A 21,520-nucleotide genomic window follows, 5' to 3' on the forward strand; every position below is an offset into this window, starting at 1 on the left:
ATTGGCGCAGCCAATCCGATGCCTATACCACCCGGATATACCCGGTTAGACCGGTTTTCTGATGCTCGATCACATGGCAATGAAAGGCCCAGTCACCGGGATTGTCCGCGACAAGCGCGATTTCAACGACCTCATCTTTCAGCAGCAACATGGTATCGGTCAGCAAAGGCGGCAGCTTGCGCAGGTTAGATTTCAACGGCGTGAACACAAGCCCATGCAAATGGATCGGGTGCAAGTTCGGCGATTCGTTGCGCAGCCGCAGAACGTAGCTTTTGCCCATCTCCAAAACGGCCAGAGGGCCAATGCCCTCGGCGGCATCGCCCGCCCAAGGGGTCCGGTTGATCGACCAGAAATTATACCCCAGAGAGCCACAGAACCCGTTATTCGGCTCTCCTCCTTCGGGCGTCCAGCCAAAGACGAACTCATGCAGTTCGGCCTTTGCCAGATCAGGCCGTGCAACCGGGTTCGGGGGCAGTTGTTTCAACTCCCGCAAGTCCCGCGCAACATCCGCGCCTACGGCCCGAAGACGTGCCATCGGGCGATGCGGCTGACCTGGCAGTTTCGCGACCAGATCCACCATCTGCCCCTCGCCTGAGGGCATCGCCACCGCGAAATCCACCCGTTGGCCCGGTCCAACCAGCAGAGGGTCCTCGGCGCTTGGCAGGGGGAGCTCGACAGCAACCGGATGCCCGTCCCAGGCGATGATCCGGGTCTTGCCGCCCGCAAGATGTAGCCGATAGATCCGGGTCGTATCCGTGTTCACCACCCGCAGCCGCACCAACCCGCCCGAGATGTGGTCATAGACAGGCGTATCCAGCCAATTCGCGGTTTGCAGATTGCCGAACGTTCCAGCCCGTGCCGCGCCGCGCTGGGTATAGGCGGGCAAGAACTGGTCTTCGTCATCCAGACGGAAATCGCGCAGGTTAATGACCTGTTCGCTGTCAAACCCGGGATCTTCGGCCTCGGAAATAACCATCACGCCGGTCAGACCATGGGCCATCTGCTCCATCGTCATGCAATGAGGGTGGTACCAATAGGTTCCGGCATCGGGGGGCGTGAACTCATAGTCGAACAGTTCATTCGGCCCCATTGGCATCTGGGTCAGATAGGGAACGCCGTCCATTGCGTTCGGAATGCGCAGGCCGTGCCAATGCATCGCTGTGTAGTCCAGTGTCGAGTTGCGCACCGGCAGGCGCATCGCCTCGCCCTGACGGCCCCGCAGTACCGGCGGAGGCGCATCGGAGGACAGGCTGACCATCCCGGTCGTCACCTGATCGCGCAGTGCAAAACTGGCCGATTGGATGATCAATTCAGGCGCGGCCGAGGCCAGACCGAACCCTCCCAATCCGATTGCCCCAGCGGCGGCGCTGCTGCCCAAAAGGAACTCGCGACGTTTCATGATTTGCCTCTTTGATGAAATCTTCGCCTGGCTGTCATCGGCGTGGCGTGTGGCTACAGTTTCACTGCACACGACGGATCGCAATGCGACAAATCCCTCTGGCCCGCGCGGGCTTTCTGCTATAGGGGTGCGCACTTGCAAACAGGATCGCAACACACATGACCACACGCGCCGGATTTATCGCCCTGATCGGAGAGCCCAACGCAGGCAAATCCACCCTTTTGAACCGCATGGTCGGGGCCAAGGTCTCGATCGTGACGCATAAGGTGCAGACCACCCGCGCCCGCATCCGTGGCGTGGCGATGGAGCGCGACGCGCAGCTGGTCTTTGTTGACACGCCGGGCCTGTTCAAACCTCGTCGCCGTTTGGACCGTGCGATGGTTGCCGCTGCGTGGGGTGGGGCGGCTGATGCGGATGTTGTTGTCCTGATGATCGAGGCCCATCGCGGCATCACCGAAGGGGTCGAGCGCATCCTTGAAGGGCTCGAAGAGATCGGACAGGGCCGTACGATTGCGCTGGCCATCAACAAGATCGACAAGGTGCCCTCCGAGAAGCTGCTGGCGCTGACCAGTGACCTGAACGCTCGCTACCCTTTTGCTGAGACCTTCATGATCTCGGCCGAGAAAGGCCACGGCGTCAACGACCTGCGCAAATGGCTGGCGGGTGAGCTGCCCGAAGGCCCGTGGCTTTACCCCGAGGATCAGATCGCCGATCTGCCCCTGCGCATGATCGCCGCCGAGATGACGCGTGAAAAGTTGACCCTGCGCCTGCATCAGGAGCTGCCCTATCAGCTGACCGTCGAAACCGAGAGCTGGGAAGAGCGCAAAGACGGCTCGGCCCGGATTGATCAGATCATCTATGTCATGCGCGACGGCCACAAAGGCATCGTGCTGGGCAAAAAGGGCGAGACGATCAAGGCCGTCAGCCAGGCCGCGCGGGCGGAATTGGAAGAGTTCCTCGACCGCAAGATTCACCTGTTCCTGCAGGTCAAAGTCCGGCCCAACTGGTTGGAGGAATCCGAGCGGTACTCGGAAATGGGTCTGGATTTCAAAGACGGCAACGCATGACCCGTCTGACCGCAGACTTCTGGGTCCATGCCTATCTGGCGCGGCTGCGGTTTCAGGAAATCCCGGCCTTTGTGGTGGCGCATGGCGATGACATGGCGGGCGCGGTTCTGGTCAAGCTCAACACGCTTGATGGGCAGGCGGTGGCCTTCCAACGCAGCTTTGACCTGATGAGCGGCGCGCGCAAATGGGTAGAACTCTCTAGCGGCGCCGAGGGTGATGTGGACGAGGCCATCCAGCGCCAGCGCAGCTTTGACCCCGATCTCTGGGTGATTGAGGTCGAAGACCGGCAGGGACGGCATTTGCTGGATGAAGAGGGGCTGGAATAGACCCACCCACAGGGACTTGGACAGTTGGCCCAAAGCGTCTAGTTTGAAGAGCAGATCGGCAAAGGCTGATCGTTGAGAAAACCGCAAAAAGGTCAGGTGGTGGCGTGGCTGAAACACTCGCTGAGAAACTTGAAAAATCGAACCTGGGTCATTGGATGCAGCGATTCGAAGGCTTCATGGTCTTCATTGGTGTCGTCGGCCCCTTTGCCACGCTGCCGCAGCTGATCAAGCTGTTTTTCACCCACTCGCAACACGCCACCGGCCAATCGCTTTTGTCCTGGTCGCTTTATGCTGCGCTGTCCTTCCTGTGGTTTGCCTATGGGTTGGTGGTCGGAAAGCTGCCGATTTATGTGGGCAACGGGATCTCGATGATCCTCAACATGTTGATGGTGCTTGGTATCCTGATGCACGCGGGCCTAACGTTCTGAGTGGGCATTAGCCTAGCAACAGCGGCTCCAGCGACACCCGTAGTGATACGGCGGCGAAGAACAGAACACTACCTGCCAGAACGAAAACATGCCAGATCGTGTTGTGATAGGGCATCCAGTCGGACAGGTAGAAGATGACGCCTGCGGTATAGACTACCCCTCCGGCAATCATCAGGGCCAGAACTGAGGGTGGCAGCTCGTCCAGCAAGGCATGCCCGCTCCAGACGGCAGCCCAGCCCATTCCCAGATACAAGACCAGCCCGATCCAGCGAAAGCGATGCGGGTCCACCATTTTCAGCACCGACCCCAGCGTGGCCGAGGACCAAAGGCCGATCATCAGCCCCGGGGCTTGCGCTCCGGACAGCAGCAGGAAAGGCGTGTAGGTGCCTGCGATCTTCACATAGATGCCCGAGTGATCCAGCCTGCGAAGAACTTCGGACCATCGATCGCTAACGACCATGTTGTAGAGCGCAGAAAAGCTGAGCATCAGGATCAGCGTCATTCCGTAGATCGACGCGCCCATGACCGCGTCCGGGTCGGCGCGATAGTACATCGTCATGACAATCAGAATGGGAACCGCGATGAGGGCTAGAAACAGGCCCAGAACATGTACAACTCCGTCACTGATGCGCTCGGCCCGGCTGTAGGCTGGCCGGATATGTGCAAAAGATCGCATGGTAAAAGGGTAGGGCCGCTGTCGCGTTTGGGCAAGTCTGCCGGGCTGAACTTATCGTGTGGGTGTCACAGCTGGCGGCGCTGGCGGGTGTTTTTCATCCCCTCTTCATCAAACCGCAATGCTCAGGTCGGATCTTCGCCGGGCTTTGGGTCTTTGTACCGGTTGAGGTCCAGAATGCCCGCCTGGATTGGGTTATCCTTCAAAAAACGGGTGTGGATCTGATCGCTGATGGCCCAGAAATCTTCGCTGGTCCGACGCACGCCGAAATCGGCAACCAGCTGCATCCAGTCCTCTTGCGTGGCGACCGCTTTCACAGCCTGAACAAAGTCGGGCAATTGCGCTTCAGGCAGTTTGAAGAAGAAGTTTGGGTAGCTTCCGATCATCTCAGGCAGAATGGTCAAAGTGTCTTTGTCAGGCTCTCGCCGGGCGGATTCGTCAAACAGGAAGGCTATGTTGGTGTGGGCCTTGTCGTGGATCAGCGTGAAAATCTCAGCCTTCTTGTCGCTTGTCTCGACCACCAGCAAGGACAGGTCGGGTAGAAACTTGACCCACGGCCCGGTCTTGCTAGCCAGCGAAGTCAGCGCATCCTGCGCGCAATCCGCGCCATCGCATCGGTTGATCGGGTCTGAGCGCGACCATAGACCATTGCCGCGCGCCAGAAGCTGCAAAAGAAACTCCTGCTTGGGGGTGTTCGTTTCGAACGTGACCCCCGTGGGCATCGTGTCGTCGATGCGGCGGGTGTGCCAGAATGTGTGCAACCTGGCCAGAACGCCTCGGTACCAGTTTTCGTGCATCCCCGGCCGCAGATTGCGCGGCATGAAGGTCAGGAAGTTATCCTCACTCTCCATGCGCAATTCGTCCATGTAGATACGGGTCGCCAGTTGGTGTTCGACACGTCCGAACACGTCGTATCCGGCAACCAGATTATAGTAGATCCGTTCAAACACCGGATAATCGATGACCCAGGCGGTTTCCGGGATATCACCATGAAACCCAGTCAGGGCCGAGGCGTTGTCGAAATGCCGAAACACGGTGATCAGGGCGTTCGGGTTGGTTCCTTCACCATCCCAAATCGCGTCATAGCCCCAGCCAGTTTGATGCGCGGGACTGTTGCGATAGCGGGTATCGCGGAACTCAAGGTACTCGGCCTGGTTCTGATGCGAGAACATGTGCAAGTCACCAAGGTTTTGATCCGTCTGCGCGACGGGCAGCTCAAGAAGCGCAGCGCCTTCGGCCAGAAAGCTTGGGTCGGTGATCGAGAGGTCGGCGTCGGGGTCAAGGAAACTGACCCAGAACCGGTCCTCGATGACGTCAACGGCAGTCTCTCCGTGACAGACGGGGCCGCGGATGAAGCTGCGGACAAAGAACAGTGCGTCGTCCAACAGGAATTGATAGCGGCTGCGCGCGGGGATCCCCGCGAAGGTCGAGAACGGGTCTCCGCCCTCGGCATCGCCATAGGAGGGCAGGTCGGTCAGTGCCCAGTTGGGCTGCAGGAACAGCGCCTGAAACCGCGCCATGCGATCAGGGCTTAAGGTATAGACCAGGTGTTCCTTGTGGACGATGGTCTCTTCGACCTGTTGCAAACGGTAGTAGAACGGCCCTTCGCCGGGATCATCAAACGGACGGCGGGTGGCGATGATGCCGATCTCTTCTCCGCTGGGCGTTCTGGACCGGACCATTTGAAAGAACCGTCGTGGGTCATCGCCTTCGAAATGCAGGCGGGCCAGAAACAGATGTTCAAACAGATACCGGTTCATCAATTGAGCGCGCGGGTCGGGGGCGTTCAGGAACGCCTCCCACGCGGTGACCTGTTCTTGGATATCGTCCGGCAAGGGCGTAGCCGCCTCAGGCAAGGCTACTCCGCTCTGCACCCAATCCATCAACAGCGCATGCTCTGAGGCCGTCAGCGGAGCAGTCCCATAGGGCATTCCGGCCATGGGATGACTTTCGCGGAAGGCGTCGAACTCCTTATCGGTTGGGCAGACCAAGGGGCGGTCAAGCGCCAGCCCCAACGAGTCCGGCAGGGGCGCGTTTGTGGGCAGAGGGTTCTCGGCGCCCAGGGCCAGATAGCGTTCAAGCAGGCTGGTTTCGCCTTGTGCCTGCGGAAGAACCGGATGGAACCCTAAATCCCGCCACCCCTCAACCGTTGTTGCATCCTGTGCCAAACGGGTGGGCTGGGCATCTTCCAGGCGCTGCGAATGATAAACCGCCAGCTTGCTGCCGCCGCGCAGCAGTCCTTCGGGCGAGGTCAGCTTGACCTGACAGGGCGCATCGTAGCAGCCGTGGCAAACCACGCATCGCTTGTCGAGAACTGGCTTGACCTGTGACCAGTCTGCCTGAGCGAATGCGGAAAGGGGTGCGATGATCCATGCGATCAGCGTCACCCAGAATTTGGCTGGCCGTAGCGTCCTCTGTCCCATTGCTCCACTCTTGGTTCTCTCATCCGGTTTGTCGAGTCCCCCATCCCGCTTGCGCCCGCCGCGCAGTTGCGCTCTTGTGAGGCGACCGATTTCCAACCCCGACCGGAGCTTGCCTTGGACTGGCGCGATCACGGCATCTTACTGACCACGCGCCGCCACGGTGAAACGGCCGCGATTATCGAGGTCTTCACCGAGGCTCATGGCCGTCATGCGGGAGTGGTGCGCGGGGGAACCAGCCGCAAGATCGCGCCGATCCTGCAGCCCGGCGCACAGCTGGACGTGCTGTGGCGGGCGCGGCTTGAGGAACATATCGGCACTTTCCAGGTCGAACCTCTGCGCTCGCGCGCGGCAGCGGCGTTCTCTGGTCGGCTGGCGCTGGCGGGGCTGAACGCGGTGGTGTCGCTGTTGTCCTTTTGCCTGCCCGAGCGCGAACCGCATCCCGCTATCTACACCCAGACCGAGCAGTTGATGGATCTGCTAGGGCAAGATGAGATCTGGCCGCTCGCTTATCTGCGTTGGGAACTTGCGCTGCTTGAGGAGCTGGGCTTTGGCCTCGATCTGTCCTCCTGCGCTGTGACCGGCGCGACCGAGGGGCTGGTCTATGTCTCGCCCAAAACGGGTCGGGCCGTCAGTGTTGAGGGTGCCGGAGAGTGGGCCGATCGCCTATTGTCCCTGCCGCCCTGTCTGCGAGGCGAAGGGACGGCCCCGGATGCCGAGATCGTGCAGGGACTGAACACGACGGGGTATTTCATGGAACACCGCGTTGCGCCCGCGCTGGGCCATCATCCACTGCCCGAGGCGCGGGCGAGGTTCATCGAGAGGCTTACTCGGCGGCTTTGAACACCATCTCGTGCCCGTCCTCATTGCGCAGAATAAGAACATCGCCCGAAACCTCGGATTGGGTCATCGCCAACAGTGCTGCGAAATACATGCCCTCGGCCTCAAGTGCGGCACAGGCGGCGCGGGTGGCGGCAAGGTCCTTGATCTCGAACCATGGATAGGGCGCGTTCAGCGTGCCATTGTAGCTATTGCAGGGGGCATTGCCCGCGATCTTGCCCTCTTCGGGGAATTGCAGCAGGGCGCTGGCTTGAAAGGGCTGCCCGTCAATCTCTTGCAGCACCCAGGACCGGTCAGACGCGCCGTAGGCCGTCACGGTTTCGTCGCGGTCGCATTGAAACAGCGCCATCAAGGGCAGAACGAGGGTCAAGCGTAACATGCGCACAATCTATCGCGACTTCGGTTTGGGCTGAACCGGAATCTCAGCTGCCCGCGCTGGCCGAGATCAGCTCTTCGCGCACCTCCAGCCGGGGCCGCCAGTTGTAGCGGTCGTCTTCCGAGATCTCGCCCCAGAACAGATCACCGCTCTGACGCCAGGGATCAAGGATCACGCCGTCCTTCAGGCTGTCCCCACGCGCGCTGATCGCCGCCGAATGGTGGATGATGCGGAACGTGGTCGGAGGGGAGGTGGCCCAATGCACATCCAGCGTTCGAAAGTTCTCTTGCTGCAAGCGCCGGGTCATGGCCTGCGCCCAGTCATTGCACAGGCCATAGTCACGAAAGCCGTTGATGACCTTGGCGTTGTGAACGATCGGCGAATCCGTCACGTTCCAGTCGCGCTTCAATTGTTGCGAATAGCTGTACGAGATTTCCGCGGCGCGGCGGGCCTCGGCCGGATCGACATTGGGGCCGAGATTGCGGATTTCAAGCGCCAGCCCATCGACATCCGCCCGTGTAACAGTCGAAGACGGAGCGCAAGCCCCGAGGGTTAGCATCACCAAGGCAGCAAGCAGCGCGGTCAGGCGTATCACGTTCGTCTCTCCGTCCGGGTTTCGAGAGGTCGTGTAAGTGATCTGCGCGGGATCGGGAAGGGGGAAGTTGCAGTGAGGAGTGTTCAGAATTGGTTCTGTGCGCGTTGTGGGACGCGCGGATAGCGCCGCGCACAAAATAAGCAATTCAAGAAAAAAACCCGGCGCGGGCGCCGGGTTCAGTTGGGGAAATGAAGTTGCCGAATTTCGGTCAGCCCAGCAGACGCCGTGCAATGACCTGTGCCTGAATTTCGGCAGCCCCTTCGAAAATGTTCAGGATGCGCGCGTCGCACAGGACACGGCTGATCTTGTATTCCAGCGCGAAGCCGTTACCGCCGTGAATCTGCAGCCCGTTATCGGCCGCGGCCCAGGCCACACGTGCGCCCAGCAGCTTGGCCATACCGGCCTCAAGATCGCAGCGCTGGCCGTGGTCTTTTTCCCAGGCCGAGAAATAGGTCAACTGCCGCGCGATCATGATCTCAACCGCCATCATCGCCAGCTTGCCGGACACGCGCGGGAAGTTGATCAGCGACTTGCCAAACTGCTTGCGGTCCTGCGCATATTGCATCGCGATATCCAGTGCACTTTGCGCCACGCCAATGGCGCGGGCGGCAGTTTGGATACGGGCGGACTCAAAAGTCTCCATCAACTGCTTGAAGCCTTTGCCTTCTTCGCCGCCAAGAAGGTTCTCACCCGTCACGTGGAAGCCGTCAAAGCCCAGCTCGTATTCTTTCATGCCGCGATACCCCAGCACCTCGATCTCACCACCGGTCATGCCGGGGGTGGGGAAGGGGGCTTCGTCCGTGCCCGGTGTCTTTTCGGCCAGGAACATCGACAGGCCACGGTGATCAGTGCTGTCAGGATTGGTGCGTGCCAGCAGGGTCATCACATGGGTGCGGGCCGCGTGAGTTATCCACGTTTTGTTGCCCGTGATCTCATAGTCGCCATCGGCGTTCTTGACCGCGCGTGTGCGCAGGCTGCCCAGATCCGAGCCGGTGTTGGGTTCGGTGAACACAGCCGTCGGCAAGATTTCAGCGCTGGCCAGCTTCGGCAGCCAGTTCGCTTTTTGCTCATCCGTACCGCCTGCGATGATCAACTCAGCCGCAATCTCGGAGCGCGTGCCCAGAGAGCCAACACCGATATAGCCACGCGAAAGCTCCTCGGACACCACGCACATCGAAGCTTTGGACAGGCCGAATCCGCCGAACTCTTCGGGGATGGTCAGGCCGAAAACGCCCATCTCGGCCAGTTCTTCGATGACTTCGATCGGGATCAGTTCGTCCTTGAGGTGCCAGTCATGGGCGTGCGGTTCGACCTTTTCGACGGCATAACGGCGGAATTGGTCACGGATCATCTCAAGTTCTTCGTCCAGACCCGACGCGCCGAACATGGTGGCTCCCGCCTGGTCTTCCATCAGGGCGACAAGGCGAGACCGCGCGGCTTGCGTATTGGCCCGCGCCATCAGCGTCTGGATCTCAGAAGTCTGGAACCCGGACAGAGCGTCCCAGCCCAGCCCCAGATCCTGCAGGCGTACAACTTCGCCTTGGTTCATGGGGATACCGCCAGCGACCTGATGCAGATACTCACCAAAGGCGATCTGGTGCAGCAGTTGCTCAATCTCGCCAAACTTGCCGTCCGCCTCAAGCGCTTCGGCCCAGCGTTGCATCTGTGCAAGGGACTGATGATAGGTCGCCAGCCATGCCAGCCCGTGAGCAGCTGTCTGGTTCGCCTCGATCAACGCACCCGAGATGCGACCGTCAGCCTCGACCATGGACCGCACCGAATCGCGCGCGCGCTCAAATACAGCTTCAACCGCTGGTACAGCGGCCTTTGTCAGGGCCAGAAGGTCCGGCAAAATCGCAGCTGTCGTCATCTGGGTCATATCCTGTCCGTCATGGGCCATGAATCACGTCCTCTTTTGCGTCGTCTGGTCATATCATGCTGCACGTGCAGCGCAACAAAAATACTTATTACGTAGCGAAAAAGTTCAAATATTACCTTGGCATTTTTGCAGTGCAGAGAGCGCACAGGGTGATATCTAGACGGCATGACACTGTTTTCCATACTCTCTCCGACCGATCTTGCTCTGGCTGCTGCGATTGCGTGTCTTGCCGGATGGGTCAAAGGCATGGTCGGTTTCGCGATGCCGATGGTTCTTGTTTCTGGGCTGAGCATGTTTCTGCCACCCGAGCTTGCTGTTGCCGGTCTGATCTTCTCGACCGTTGTGACCAACGGCGTTCAGGCGCTGCAGGAAGGGGGGCGGGCGGCTATTGCCTCGATCCGACGGTTCCGGGTCTTTCTCAGCGTCGGTTTGATCTTTCTGCTGCTCGGGGCACAACTTGTGACGCTGGTTCCAGCTTCGACCTTCCTGATGTTGATCGGCATTCCGGTGACGGCTTTTGCATTGCTGCAGATCCTCGGGGTCACCTTTTCCCTCAAGGAAGCATCAGCGCGAATAGAAGCGATCTTCGGCGTAATTGCGGGCTTTGTAGGTGGGATATCGGGCGTGTGGGGCCCTCCGACCGTGGCGTATCTGACGGCCCTGAACACCCCAAAGCAAGAGCAGTTGAGAGTGCAGGGTGTGATCTATGGTTTGGGCGCTGTTGCTTTGACAGTGGCACATATCGGGTCAGGGATACTGAACCGAGAGACAGCGCCGTTCTCGGCCGTTTTGGTCTTGCCAGCCCTTGCAGGGTTGTGGCTGGGAATGCGGTTGCAGAACCGCATTGATCAGGCCCTGTTTCGGAAAATCACCCTGTTGGTGCTTCTGGTTGCTGGGCTAAACCTTGTCCGTCGTGGATTGTTCGGTTAGCGGATCACGCCCTCTTGTCCGCTAAGCGAAACGCGAAATAGAGGCCGAGCATAAGGAAGAACAGGCCCGAGACGTCTCCGATCAGAAAGGCTATGTACTCAGCGGTCGCACTGCCGAAGGCCAGGTTCGTCAGCCCCGAGACCAGGAATGAGGTCACAACGCCGACGCCCATGATGCAGATCCAGCAGGGCTTGTGGTCGGCGCGCGGGAACAAATCCCATCCGAGCCACTTGCAGAGATAGAAGACCGCGGGAACCGTTGTTACGGCGATTGCCATCGCCATAATACGACTGGGTAAGAACACATCGCTGCCGCCGAGTGCTGCGAAAACGATGAAAACACCGGGAAGAAGGGCAAAGATCGCTCTCCAGCCCAAGAGCCACGCGGATAAAACACGCACACCATGTGGCAGAAACAGCAGACTTGCCCGGCTTGGATATTCGGGAAAGAACAAGTTCTGCAAAGGCATCAGGACCTCAAAAGTGAGGAAGGATGCGATCACATAGGCCAAAGAGGCAAAAAATGTTTCCGAGGCCCACTTGCGCACGTCGATCAGCCGTTGATCTGCCGGGGCGCGGCGTCACCGTGGTGCATGTACGATATACCGTCCGCGATTGGCTGTGCCGCTTTGCGACAGATAACCTTTTTCGACCAGCGACTTCAGCGCGCGAAAAAAGGTGGGCCGCGAAACGCTCTGGACCAGAGTGTGTTCGATCAAGCCGAATGTCCGGACTTCCTGATCGGCTTTCGATAGCTCTTCGGCTGCGTAATAAATGTCGCGCTCGACCGGAGAAAGCTGTTCAAGGCCTAGTGTGCGCTCCATGCTTTGCATAAGCTTGCGAAGTTCGGTGAGTTTCGAGATTTCGGTCATATCTTACCTGTCTTTTTCGTGCCAACGCGGCCAAAGCCGAAACCTGGAAATATGTCCAAACACCGTGGTGTCTGGTTGGTTTCATATTGACACTTTACCCCATCTACTTAGACTAGCGTCGTGATTAGGTTGCCCAATTCGCTGGTGTGAGTGTCCGCGCATGAGCTGCCCAAAGGTTATTTTAAGATTCGGCCCGGTGCAAAAGCTCCGGGCCAATTTAATGTATCGACTGTAGCGTATCGGAAACTTCGGAACAACGCATTTGTATATGCTGTTTCCGCGCGGTAACCGGAAGGTGAACGCTCTGGCATAGAAAAGGGCGCCGAAGCGCCCTTGATTCAGGTCAGCCGATGGCAACAGCCTTGATGTCTTCGTCGATGAACGGAATGTACTGTTCAAAGTTCTCCGCAAACATCTGCACCAGCTTCTCTGCCTGCTTGTCGAACGCAACCTGATCATCCCAGGTGCGGCGCGGATCCAGCAGAACCTCAGGCACTCCGGGAACCGAGACAGGCACGTCGAAGCCGAAATTGGCATCCTTGCGGTACTCGGCATCGGCCAGCGAACCGTCCAGCGCAGCAGTCAGCAGGGCGCGGGTTGCCTTGATCGGCATCCGGCTGCCAATCCCGTAGGCGCCACCGGTCCAGCCGGTGTTGACCAGCCAGCAGGTCGCGCCATGCTGGGCGATCTTGTCACGCAGCAGGTTGCCATAGGCCTCAGGGCGGCGCGGCATGAACGGCGCGCCAAAGCAGGTCGAGAAGGTCGGTTGCGGCTCGGTCACGCCACGTTCGGTACCTGCCACCTTAGAGGTGAAGCCCGACAGGAAGTGATACATCGCCTGCGCCGGTGTCAGCCGTGCGATCGGAGGCAGAACGCCAAATGCGTCACAGGTCAGCATGATGATGTTCTTCGGGTGACCACCCAGAGCGCTGCTGGATGCGTTCGAGATATAATCCAGCGGGTAGGCACAGCGCATGTTCGCTGTCAGCGAGTCATCGTCGAAATCAAGTTCCTTGGTTTCGGGATCGAAGACCATGTTCTCGATCACGGTTCCGAATTTCGACGTCGTCGCGTAGATCTCGGGCTCAGCCTCGGCGTTCAGGTTGATGGTCTTGGCATAGCAGCCGCCTTCAAAGTTGAAGGTGCCACGATCCGACCAGCCATGTTCGTCGTCACCAATCAGAATGCGTGCTGGATCGGCGGACAAGGTGGTCTTGCCGGTGCCGGACAGGCCGAAGAAGACGGCAGTGTCGACCGGGTTGCCAACGGCGTGGTTGGCCGAGCAGTGCATTGGCATCACGCCTTTTTCCGGCAGCATGTAGTTCAGAAGGGTGAAGACGGATTTCTTGTTCTCACCCGCGTATTCGGTGCCGCCGATCAGGATCAGCTTGCGGTCGAAGTTCAGTGCAATCACAGTCTCGCTACGGCAATTGTGCTTCGCGGGATCCGCCTTGAAGCTGGGGCAGTTGATGATGGTGAAGTCAGCCGTGAAATAATCCAGATCTTCGCGATCCGGGCGGCGCAGCAGATGGCGGATGAACAGGTTGTGCCAGGCCAGCTCGGTTACCATGCGCACGTTGATCGAGTATGTAGGATCGGCCCCGCCAACGAGGTCCTGCACGAAGTAGTCGCGGCCTTTCATATGGGCCAGCATGTCTTCGTACAGTGCGTCAAAGCCTTCGGGGCTCATGGCGGCGTTGTTTTCCCACCAAATGCTGTCGGCGACGCTGTCGGTTTTGACGACATGCTTGTCTTTTGGCGAACGGCCAGTGAACTTGCCGGTGGTGACCAGAAAGGCCCCGCCATTGCCAAGAGTGCCTTCGCCGCGCTTCAGCGCTTCTTCGATCAGCGCCGGTTCCATGAAGTTGTAATAGACATTGCCCAGACCCTCGATGCCCTGATCTTCGAGGCGGAATTGCGGGTTAACCCGTCCAGATGTCATGTGTGTCTTCTCCTGTGGCGGCGCGGAGGCAGTTCGGCCCGGTGCGCTCTTGGGGCAATCATGCCGGACGACTCCGGCGGACAGGCGTCCTCTTATCATGGTCGTTTGGGGCATGAACAGGAGGCTTTGACGCAGTTAGCGCAACCAAGTTCAGGTTTAGCGCCATCACAAATTTCCTGTCGGAAAACCGGGCAGCATTTTGCGGTCAGCAAGGCATTTTTGCCGCAGAACTGCCGCAAGAAAGGCTTGATTCGTGGTTACGGATTGATTCGGCGCCTTAAAACCGCCAACAATATCCTACAAAAAAGCGTATTATTGCGTATATGAGCAGGAATAGGGGTGACCCCAATGTCAAAGATTGCACTAGTGGATGACGATAGAAACATTCTGACGTCGGTATCCATGACGCTCGAAGCCGAGGGTTTCGAGGTTGAAACGTATAATGACGGTCAGGCTGCGCTGGATGCTTTCAATAAAAAGCTGCCCGATATGGCTGTTCTGGATATCAAGATGCCGCGGATGGACGGGATGGATCTGTTGCAGCGGCTGCGCCAGAAAACCCAGATGCCGGTTATCTTTCTAACCTCCAAGGATGATGAGATCGACGAGGTTCTGGGTCTGCGCATGGGCGCGGATGACTATGTGAAGAAGCCGTTTTCGCAACGCCTTTTGGTCGAACGTATTCGCGCCTTGCTGCGTCGTCAGGAAGCCACCGAGGGCGATAGCGCTGCGGTTAGCACAGGTGATGCGAAGGTCATGGAACGTGGTGAGTTGCGGATGGACCCGCTGCGCCATGCGGTGACCTGGAAGGGCAATGATGTCTCGTTGACCGTGACCGAGTTTCTGCTTCTGCAGGCCCTGGCGCAACGCCCTGGCTTCGTCAAAAGCCGCGACCAGCTGATGGATGTGGCCTATGACGATCAGGTCTATGTCGACGACCGCACCATCGACAGCCACATCAAACGCCTTCGCAAGAAGATGCGCGCCGCTGATCCTGAGTTCTCGGCCATCGAGACGCTCTATGGCATCGGCTACCGCTACAACGAAGAATAGGCACGCGCCCCGTTTGAAGGTATTGTGGTCCCGTGCGTGACACTGACCAATTTGACGAGCTGCACGACGGTGATGTCGTCATCGGGGATGACTGGGTTATCCCACAAGACCCCGAGTCTGCTGAACTGCGAGAAAAGCGGTCGCGGAGGAACCTGTTTTCTCTGCGTGGCTCGCCTTTGGCGCGCAAGATCGTCACCTTCAACCTGATCGCTTTGGTCATTCTGGTGACCGGGCTTTTGTATCTGGACGATTCTCGGAAGGAACAGGTTCAGCAAACCGCGCGCAACCTGATGGGTGATGCGCAGCTGGTCAGCAACGTGTTCGAGGCTCAGATCCGTCAGAACGCAGCCGCGGGCGCTCAGAATCCGCGGGTGCTGGATGTGGGTGACACGCTGGCAGGGTTAAGCCTACCAGAAGGTGGCGAAGTTTTCGTCTACGACGCCAGCGGCACGTTGATCGGCTGGACGCGGGGTGCCTCAGTTGCGGTGGATCTGTCAACCATCCTGCAATCAGAGGCGGACATCCAAACCGGAAGCACCGTTATCAGTGACGCTTTGAATGCGGTATGGACCGGGGTGTCCCGGGTATTCAACTGGTCAACGACTGACGAGGCCCCGACACTGGCCCAACGGGTGCAATCCATCATCCCTGATACGCTTGGCGGCAGAACACAGGTGCAAGCTGTGCAGGACGAGATGGAAGAGACGGTGATCGTTGCCGCCGCTCCCATCGTGTTCAACGACACGACGGTTGGAGCTGTTGCCATAACCGGACCGGCAGGTGAGATCGACGCGCTGGCCCGGCGAGAGCAGGAGCGGATCCTGCAAATGTTTGTTGTGGCTCTGCTGGTCTCGGTCGGTCTCAGCCTTGTTCTGGCGTCGACCATTGCCAATCCGCTGGCCGATCTGGCCGCCGCGGCCGAGATGGGCAAGGACCGGGGTACAGGCGTTAATCCGGGCCGCATTCGTATCCCGGACCTCAGCGCGCGTCCCGATGAGATTGGTCGCCTTAGCCTGGCGCTGCGGGGCATGGTCACGGCACTCTACAACCGGATTGACGCAAATGAACAGTTCGCGGCCGACGTGGCGCATGAGATCAAGAACCCGCTGGCCAGTCTTCAATCCGCCGTGGGAACGCTGCGGATGGTCAAGCGCGACGATCAGCGCGAAAAGCTGATGGGAGTCATCGAACATGACGTGCGGCGTCTCGACCGTCTGGTCAGCGACATCTCTAACGCCTCGCGGCTGGATGCGGAGCTTGTGAAAGAGGCTGAGCAGCCCTTTGACCTGCTGAAACTGCTGGACAATTTGGGTCAGTTTCTGGGCGAAGATGCCAAGTCTAAGGGCATTGAATACGCCACCGATCTACCCGCCGACCCGATCGTGATCAATGGGCTTGAGGCGCGCTTGGCCCAGGTTTTCGTCAATCTGATCACCAATGCGATCTCCTTCTGCGAGGAGGGCGATGCGATCCGCGTTTGGGTACGTCAACGCGACCACCGTGTGCTTGTCGTTGTCGAAGACACAGGCCCCGGCATACCAGAACAGGCTCTGACCAAGGTCTTCAAACGCTTCTACTCTGAGCGCCCCGAGGAGCATTTTGGCAATAACTCGGGCCTCGGGTTGGCGATCTCGAAACAGATTGTCGAGGCACATGGTGGCGTGATCTGGGCCGAGAATATCCGACCGACCGAAGCCGATGTCACCTCGGAGCCGTTGGGCGCGCGTTTCGTCGTAGGGCTTCCTGTCTAGGACATGTGCAGTCAGACGCTTTCAGACATTGCGGATAAAGACAGCGCCTGTATTCACGCTACCAGTGTCGCGGTTCAGGGGCGGGGGCTTCTTATCATTGGGGCTTCTGGATCGGGTAAATCCTCACTCGCCCTTCGCATGATGGCCCTTGGGGCTGATCTGGTTGCCGACGACCGGGTCGATCTGCGCCGGGACGAGGGCGCGGTTATTGCTGCCGCACCAAAGCGGATTGCGGGTTTGATCGAGGCGCGTGGCATCGGGCTATTGCGCGCCGCCCCTTGCGGCCCGGTGGCTTTGGATTATGTGCTCGACATGGACCAGACGCAGCCCGCCCGCCTGCCAGAACCCGTTACTTTGCAGTTGCTGGGGCACTATGTACCCTTGTTGTTTGGTGCCGGCGTGCCCAATTTGGCCGAAGCACTGATGCAATTGCTTAAAATGGGGCGCGTAGACCCGGAATGGACCAGCACATGACAGCGCAACGGCGGATCGTTCTGGTGACTGGCCCGTCCGGGGCAGGACGATCGACAGCCATTCACGTGCTTGAGGATTTGGGGTTCGAGGCGATAGACAATCTGCCCATGGGCCTGCTGACGCGCCTGTTGGAAGGCGCGAGGGATGATCGACCCATGGCGTTGGGGATTGATGCGCGTAACCGGGATTTCTCGACCATCGGCTTCATCGAACTGGCCGCCAAGCTGGGCCGTATGGAACAGGTTGACCTGACCGTCCTCTATCTGGATTGCAGTGATGAGGTTCTTCTGCGCCGCTTCTCGGAAACCCGCAGGCGTCACCCTGTGGCGAAGGACGCGGGCCCTGAAACCGGCGTGCGCCAAGAAAAAGAACTGCTGGCCCCAATTCGCGAAATCGCCGATACCCTGATCGACACCAGCGCCCTGAATGTTCACCAACTGCGCGAAGAGGTCGAACACTGGTTCGCCCCACAAGGTGGCCGCCATCTTGCGGTCTCGATCGAGTCCTTCTCGTATAAGCGCGGCCTGCCGCGCGGCCTCGACATGGTGTTTGATTGCCGTTTTCTGGCCAATCCTTACTGGCGCCCCGAATTGCGTGCTGCTGATGGTCGAAACGCTGACGTGGCGCGCTATGTCCAAAATGACAAGAACTACGCTCCGTTCTTTGACCGGGTGATGGGAATGCTGGACCTTCTGCTGCCTGCCTTTCGCGCCGAGGGTAAAGCGCACCTGTCGGTTGCTTTCGGGTGTACCGGCGGCCAGCACAGATCTGTCGCTTTGGCCGAGGCGATTGCGAAAGCCCTTGCAGACAGGGGGCAGCAGGTGGCAATTAGGCACCGCGAGATGGAACGACGCGCATTGAATGTGAGGCCGGATTGATCGGGATAGTGATCGTAGCGCATGGAGGGTTGGCCAAAGAGTATCTGGCCGCCATGCAGCATGTTGTCGGGCCTCAGCCCGGCCTGGTCGCGATTGCGATCGAAGCCGATCATGACCGCGATGAAAAGCAGGCCGAAATCTGCCGCGCCGCAAATGACGTTGATATGGGTGGCGGTGTGGTGATTGTCACAGACCTGTTCGGTGGCAGCCCGTCGAACCTTAGCCTCCGGGCCTGTGCGCCGCAGGATCGGCGCATTTTGTATGGCGCGAACCTTCCCATGCTAATCAAACTGGCCAAAAGTCGCCACTTGCCCGTAGCCGATGCCGTGCGTCACGCGATGGAGGCTGGACGCAAGTACATCAATGCGCAAAATGTGACATTGGATTAGGACCGGACGTATTGAAATGACCAATCGAAGCTTGAAAATCATCAATGAAAAGGGCCTGCACGCCCGCGCCTCGGCCAAGCTGGTTGAGGTAGTAGAAGGTTTCGATGCAAGTGCCGAAGTCTCCAAGGACGGACTTTCTGCATCAGGCGACAGTATCATGGGCCTTTTGATGTTGGCAGCCTCGCGCGGAACCACTATTGACGTCGAGACCTCCGGGCCGGATGCTGAGGCATTGGCAGAAGCCTTGGAAACGCTTGTGAACGACAAGTTCGGCGAGGGGTTCTAAAGCCACCCCGCCGGGACAGGAAGAACGGGAAGACCAAGAATTGGCGGAAACAACGCACGACACCAAGACAGGCCCCGTTGTCAACGGGACCGAAGATCAGGGCGAGGTCTACGACCGTAGAACCCTGACCTATGCCAATTCGTTCGACGATGCCTGGACAGCGACGGCAATCCGCGCCATCGAATGGTGTACTGGCAAGCTGACCATTCTTCGGATGGTCAATAAATTCGAAAAGAAAAACGAGCAGTATCGTGGCCAGCGGTTCTGGGGTGGGGCGCTCAAGACGATGGGGATCACCCTCACCACACCCGAGGAACAGATCGCACGTATTCCCAAAACCGGCCCCGTTGTCGTTGTCGCCAACCATCCTCATGGCATGGTGGACGGCATGATTTTCGCTGAACTGATTGGACGTGTCCGTAGCGACTACCGTATTCTGACCCGCTCGGTTCTGACTGGCCTGGATGAGGCCGCGACCTCGTTTATGATCCCGGTTCCCTTCCCGCATGATCCTGAAGCGCAAACCAAAATGCTGGAAATGCGGACCAAGGCGATGGACCACCTGAAAGAGGGCGGCGTGGTCGCCCTGTTCCCCTCGGGTGTAGTGATGTCCTCGGATGATTGGTTCGGGCCGGCGATTGAACGCGAATGGAACGTCTTCACCGCCAAGATGATACGCCGTTCAGGCGCGACCGTGGTGCCGATCTACTTCCCCGGCCGCAACTCGCGCGCCTATCAGATCGCCAACAAACTCTCGCCGATCCTGCGGCAGGGCTTGTTGCTGCATGAGATCGTCCGCTCCTGCAACAAGCCCCAATCCCCGGTGATCGGAGAGCCGATCTCGGGCGAAGACATGCAGCTGCTCGAACGCGACCCGCGCGGTTTCATGGCGTGGCTGCGAAACCACACGATGTCTTTGGGCGGCATAGCAAAGCGCTGATCCGCTCCTTCATCTGGCTAAAATATCCCGGGCGTGAGACCGGATGAAATCCGGGCGAGGGGGCTGGCCCCCTCTTAGCGGGTCGGAACCGGCACGTCGCCGCGATAGTCGTAGAATCCACGCTGGGTCTTACGCCCCAGCCAACCGGCCTCGACATATTTCGTCAGCAGCGGGCAGGGGCGATACTTGGTATCCGCCAGCCCATCATGCAGCACGTTCATGATGGCCAGACAGGTGTCGAGCCCAATGAAGTCGGCCAGTTCCAGCGGCCCCATCGGGTGATTGGCGCCCAGCTTCATCGATTGGTCGATGGATTGAACGCTCCCCACACCTTCATAGAGCGTATAGACCGCCTCGTTGATCATCGGCATCAGAATACGGTTCACGATAAAGGCCGGGAAATCCTCGGCGCTAGCAGCGGTTTTGCCAAGCTTGTCGACCACGGCCTTGCAGGCGTTATAGGTCTCTTCGTCTGTGGCAATCCCTCGGATCAGCTCGACCAGTTGCATGACGGGCACCGGGTTCATGAAATGGAACCCCATGAACCGCTCTGGTCGGTCGGTCCGGCTGGCCAGACGTGTGATCGAGATCGAAGACGTATTCGAGGTCAGGATTGTATGCGGCAGCAAATGCGGTTGCAGATCCTCAAAGATCGCCTGTTTTATCGTCTCACGCTCGGTCGCGGCCTCGATCACCAGATCGGTCTGGCCCAGACGTGGCAATTCCAGCGTGGTGGTGATCCGCCCCAAAGCGGCTTGCACAGCCTCGTCCGAGATCTTCCCGCGTGAAGCCTGACGCGCCAGATTGCCCTCAATCGTCTTAACGGCATTGTCCAGGGCGTCCTTGTTGACGTCATTGACCAGAACGTCATAGCCGGCCAAGGCCAGAACATGCGCGATCCCGTTGCCCATCTGGCCTGCGCCAATCACTCCGACCGATTTGATTTCCATGCTCTGGTGCCTCTGCTCTCAGCTCGCCGCGACATTACCGGCAGTTTGGGGCGGGCGGCAAGAGGCATCAGAGGTCTGCGGACCGGTCAAACTTGCCTCAAATCCGCGCATTAGCAATTTCGCAAGACTTGCGACGGCAAGATGGCAACCGGGTGAAAAATTGGGTGAGTGATATGAGCTATCATCAAACGGGCGCAGCAGTGCCCGAAGACAGCATCTGTCAGTATGGGGAGTCAAAACTACGGTTCCGGGGGCCGTCGCGCGCATTGGACGGCTCCTATCTGGCATGTATCGGAGGGGATGAGACCTTTGGGAGGTTCGTTGAGCACCCCTATGCCGCGATTCTCGAAGGCTTGCTGGACCGCAAATGCGTCAATTTTGGCAGTCTTCTTTGTGGCGTTGAGGCGCTGTGCGGCGATTCCACCTTGGTTGAGCTGGCGAATGATTCCGATCTTTGCGTGCTGCAATTGCCGGGGGCGCTGGGGCAATCGAATCGCTTTTACCGGGTGCATCCGCGCCGCAATGACCGGTTTCTGTCTCCTACACCGGACCTGCTGACGCTTTACCCTGAGGTGGATTTTACGGACGTCCATTTTGTGCGTCACTTGCTGGGGCTGTTGCATTCCTATTCGGACGCACGCTTCGAAATCGTCACCCACGAGTTGCGCAAAAAGTGGGTCGAGACGCTTGGCGCTTTTCTACAGGAGGTCCGGCCTCCGGTCGTTTTGCTGAACCTGCAGGTCGATGGCGAAATCGCCCATGAGGTTGCCGGGCCGCTGGGCTGTGAACCCGTCTTTGTTGATACCGAGATGATGGACGCACTGAGGCCGTACAGTGCGGATGTCGTTTTGATGTCAGTCCGGATCTCCGGCGAATCGGATGAGTTGGAGGATATGCTGTTCGGGACCCTTCAGCAGCCTATGGCCGAACATATGATCGGCCCGGCGACCCATCGTCGGATCGCAGAAGCGCTTTCCCGATCGATCCGTGATTTGCATTGAAAAAGGCCCGCCGAGGGGGCGGGCCTTACAATGGTTTTCCAAGCGACCGCTT

The 21,520-nt window shown here is 58.9% G+C and carries 24 protein-coding genes; 14 read left to right on the top strand and 10 right to left on the bottom strand.

The window, feature by feature from the left end; all coding sequences use genetic code 11:
• Positions 1-22: 22 nt before the first annotated feature.
• A complete protein-coding gene (locus tag ACR0NO_RS19820) occupies positions 23-1,399 on the bottom strand; it encodes a multicopper oxidase family protein (protein ID WP_480725226.1) in 1,377 nt (458 codons plus the stop codon).
• A gap of 158 nt (positions 1,400-1,557) precedes the next feature.
• Between ACR0NO_RS19820 and era the strand changes: the two genes are divergently transcribed.
• From era to ACR0NO_RS19835, 3 genes are all read left to right on the top strand, one after another.
• Positions 1,558-2,466: a GTPase Era gene (era, locus tag ACR0NO_RS19825; RefSeq protein WP_480725227.1), complete on the top strand. Its 909-nt coding sequence runs from the start codon at positions 1,558-1,560 to the stop codon at positions 2,464-2,466.
• Positions 2,463-2,792 (top strand): DUF1491 family protein, encoded by a 330-nt coding sequence (locus ACR0NO_RS19830; RefSeq protein ID WP_480725229.1) that lies wholly within the window; start codon positions 2,463-2,465, stop codon positions 2,790-2,792. Before era ends, ACR0NO_RS19830 begins: the two co-directional genes overlap by 4 nt.
• Positions 2,793-2,896: 104 nt before the next feature.
• Positions 2,897-3,220, top strand: coding sequence for a SemiSWEET transporter (locus ACR0NO_RS19835; protein WP_170380439.1), 324 nt, complete (start codon positions 2,897-2,899; stop codon positions 3,218-3,220).
• A 7-nt stretch (positions 3,221-3,227) separates the two neighbouring features.
• Here the strand turns inward: ACR0NO_RS19835 and trhA are convergent, their stop codons facing one another.
• Both trhA and ACR0NO_RS19845 read right to left on the bottom strand, forming a co-directional pair.
• Positions 3,228-3,896 (bottom strand): PAQR family membrane homeostasis protein TrhA, encoded by a 669-nt coding sequence (trhA, locus tag ACR0NO_RS19840; RefSeq protein ID WP_170380438.1) that lies wholly within the window; start codon positions 3,894-3,896, stop codon positions 3,228-3,230.
• Positions 3,897-4,018: 122 nt separating this feature from the next.
• Complete coding sequence (locus ACR0NO_RS19845; protein ID WP_480725231.1) at positions 4,019-6,316, bottom strand: fatty acid cis/trans isomerase; 2,298 nt, start codon at positions 6,314-6,316, stop codon at positions 4,019-4,021.
• A gap of 114 nt (positions 6,317-6,430) precedes the next feature.
• Between ACR0NO_RS19845 and recO the strand changes: the two genes are divergently transcribed.
• Positions 6,431-7,156, top strand: a complete 726-nt coding sequence (recO, locus tag ACR0NO_RS19850) for a DNA repair protein RecO (RefSeq protein WP_480725233.1) — start codon at positions 6,431-6,433, stop codon at positions 7,154-7,156.
• On the opposite strand, the gene ACR0NO_RS19855 is transcribed toward recO, so the two are convergent.
• From ACR0NO_RS19855 to ACR0NO_RS19865, 3 genes are all read right to left on the bottom strand, one after another.
• Positions 7,140-7,532: an META domain-containing protein gene (locus tag ACR0NO_RS19855; protein ID WP_480725234.1), complete on the bottom strand. Its 393-nt coding sequence runs from the start codon at positions 7,530-7,532 to the stop codon at positions 7,140-7,142. The genes recO and ACR0NO_RS19855 overlap by 17 nt on opposite strands.
• Positions 7,533-7,575: 43 nt before the next feature.
• Positions 7,576-8,124, bottom strand: coding sequence for a hypothetical protein (locus tag ACR0NO_RS19860; protein ID WP_480725236.1), 549 nt, complete (start codon positions 8,122-8,124; stop codon positions 7,576-7,578).
• A gap of 208 nt (positions 8,125-8,332) precedes the next feature.
• Entirely contained in the window at positions 8,333-10,024 is a 1,692-nt protein-coding gene (locus ACR0NO_RS19865) for an acyl-CoA dehydrogenase family protein (RefSeq protein WP_480725237.1), read from the bottom strand.
• A gap of 144 nt (positions 10,025-10,168) precedes the next feature.
• Here ACR0NO_RS19865 and ACR0NO_RS19870 point away from each other — a divergent pair, with 144 nt between their 5' ends.
• Complete coding sequence (locus tag ACR0NO_RS19870) at positions 10,169-10,933, top strand: sulfite exporter TauE/SafE family protein (protein ID WP_480725238.1); 765 nt, start codon at positions 10,169-10,171, stop codon at positions 10,931-10,933.
• Positions 10,934-10,937: 4 nt separating this feature from the next.
• Here the strand turns inward: ACR0NO_RS19870 and ACR0NO_RS19875 are convergent, their stop codons facing one another.
• From ACR0NO_RS19875 to ACR0NO_RS19885, 3 genes are all read right to left on the bottom strand, one after another.
• Complete coding sequence (locus tag ACR0NO_RS19875; protein WP_480725252.1) at positions 10,938-11,435, bottom strand: hypothetical protein; 498 nt, start codon at positions 11,433-11,435, stop codon at positions 10,938-10,940.
• 78 nt (positions 11,436-11,513) lie between these two features.
• Positions 11,514-11,804 (bottom strand): hypothetical protein, encoded by a 291-nt coding sequence (locus ACR0NO_RS19880; RefSeq protein ID WP_170380432.1) that lies wholly within the window; start codon positions 11,802-11,804, stop codon positions 11,514-11,516.
• A 343-nt stretch (positions 11,805-12,147) separates the two neighbouring features.
• On the bottom strand, positions 12,148-13,746 hold the full coding sequence (locus tag ACR0NO_RS19885; protein WP_480725240.1) for a phosphoenolpyruvate carboxykinase: 1,599 nt from the start codon (positions 13,744-13,746) through the stop codon (positions 12,148-12,150).
• 60 nt (positions 13,747-13,806) lie between these two features.
• On the opposite strand from ACR0NO_RS19885, the gene ACR0NO_RS19890 reads away from it, so the two are divergent.
• From ACR0NO_RS19890 to ACR0NO_RS19925, 8 genes are read left to right on the top strand one after another with little or no spacing between them, the layout of a single operon-like run.
• Positions 13,807-14,073, top strand: a complete 267-nt coding sequence (locus ACR0NO_RS19890; protein WP_170667983.1) for a hypothetical protein — start codon at positions 13,807-13,809, stop codon at positions 14,071-14,073.
• A gap of 21 nt (positions 14,074-14,094) precedes the next feature.
• Complete coding sequence (locus tag ACR0NO_RS19895; protein WP_170380430.1) at positions 14,095-14,799, top strand: response regulator transcription factor; 705 nt, start codon at positions 14,095-14,097, stop codon at positions 14,797-14,799.
• Between the two features lie 32 nt (positions 14,800-14,831).
• Complete coding sequence (locus ACR0NO_RS19900; RefSeq protein WP_170641374.1) at positions 14,832-16,550, top strand: sensor histidine kinase; 1,719 nt, start codon at positions 14,832-14,834, stop codon at positions 16,548-16,550.
• Between the two features lie 3 nt (positions 16,551-16,553).
• Entirely contained in the window at positions 16,554-17,024 is a 471-nt protein-coding gene (locus ACR0NO_RS19905) for an HPr kinase/phosphorylase (protein WP_480725242.1), read from the top strand.
• Positions 17,021-17,902, top strand: a complete 882-nt coding sequence (rapZ, locus tag ACR0NO_RS19910; RefSeq protein WP_480725244.1) for an RNase adapter RapZ — start codon at positions 17,021-17,023, stop codon at positions 17,900-17,902. Before ACR0NO_RS19905 ends, rapZ begins: the two co-directional genes overlap by 4 nt.
• A complete protein-coding gene (locus tag ACR0NO_RS19915) occupies positions 17,899-18,291 on the top strand; it encodes a PTS sugar transporter subunit IIA (RefSeq protein WP_170474049.1) in 393 nt (130 codons plus the stop codon). The genes rapZ and ACR0NO_RS19915 overlap by 4 nt, the downstream gene beginning before the upstream one ends.
• 16 nt (positions 18,292-18,307) lie before the next feature.
• On the top strand, positions 18,308-18,577 hold the full coding sequence (locus ACR0NO_RS19920) for an HPr family phosphocarrier protein (protein WP_170380425.1): 270 nt from the start codon (positions 18,308-18,310) through the stop codon (positions 18,575-18,577).
• A gap of 40 nt (positions 18,578-18,617) precedes the next feature.
• Positions 18,618-19,517, top strand: coding sequence for a lysophospholipid acyltransferase family protein (locus ACR0NO_RS19925; protein ID WP_170662571.1), 900 nt, complete (start codon positions 18,618-18,620; stop codon positions 19,515-19,517).
• 74 nt (positions 19,518-19,591) lie between these two features.
• Here ACR0NO_RS19925 and ACR0NO_RS19930 read toward each other — a convergent pair whose 3' ends face one another.
• Entirely contained in the window at positions 19,592-20,467 is an 876-nt protein-coding gene (locus tag ACR0NO_RS19930) for a 3-hydroxybutyryl-CoA dehydrogenase (protein ID WP_170474043.1), read from the bottom strand.
• 173 nt (positions 20,468-20,640) lie between these two features.
• On the opposite strand from ACR0NO_RS19930, the gene ACR0NO_RS19935 reads away from it, so the two are divergent.
• Positions 20,641-21,468: a DUF6473 family protein gene (locus ACR0NO_RS19935; protein WP_480725246.1), complete on the top strand. Its 828-nt coding sequence runs from the start codon at positions 20,641-20,643 to the stop codon at positions 21,466-21,468.
• Positions 21,469-21,520: the final 52 nt, after the last annotated feature.

Source organism: Ruegeria sp. CL3 (genome assembly GCF_056536505.1).